1 pseudogene is annotated in these 443 nt (G+C 70.9%); it reads right to left on the bottom strand.

Annotated elements, in window-relative coordinates:
- A pseudogene (locus tag EF903_RS33390) lies at positions 1–443 on the bottom strand (acetyl-coenzyme A synthetase); the annotation flags it as partial.

Below are 443 nucleotides of genomic sequence, written 5' to 3'. Positions count from 1 at the left end.
CGGGTGGGAGACGAGGGCAGCTTGGTCTGGATGAGGTCCATGACCGTGGAGTCGGTGAGGGTCGTGACGTCGCCGAGCTCGCGGTTCTCCGCGACGTCGCGCAGGAGGCGGCGCATGATCTTGCCGGAGCGGGTCTTGGGCAGTTCGGCGACCGGCAGGATGCGCTTGGGCTTCGCGATAGGGCCGAGGGTGGCGGACACGTGGTTGCGGAGCTCGGCGGTGAGGCCGTCGTCCTCGCGGGCGGTGCCGCGGAGGATGACGAAGGCGACGATGGCCTGGCCGGTGGTCGGGTCGGCGGCGCCGACGACGGCTGCCTCGGCGACGGCCGGGTGGGAGACGAGGGCGGACTCGACCTCGGTGGTGGAGATGTTGTGGCCGGAGACGAGCATGACGTCGTCGACGCGGCCCAGCAGCCAGATGTCCCCGTCCTCGTCCTTCTTCGC

The organism is Streptomyces sp. WAC05292 (assembly GCF_003949955.1).
GTDB classification, from domain to species: Bacteria; Actinomycetota; Actinomycetes; order Streptomycetales; family Streptomycetaceae; genus Streptomyces; species Streptomyces globosus.
The sequence above is the reverse complement of the archived record's forward strand: the minus strand, read 5'-3'. Positions and strand labels throughout refer to the sequence as shown.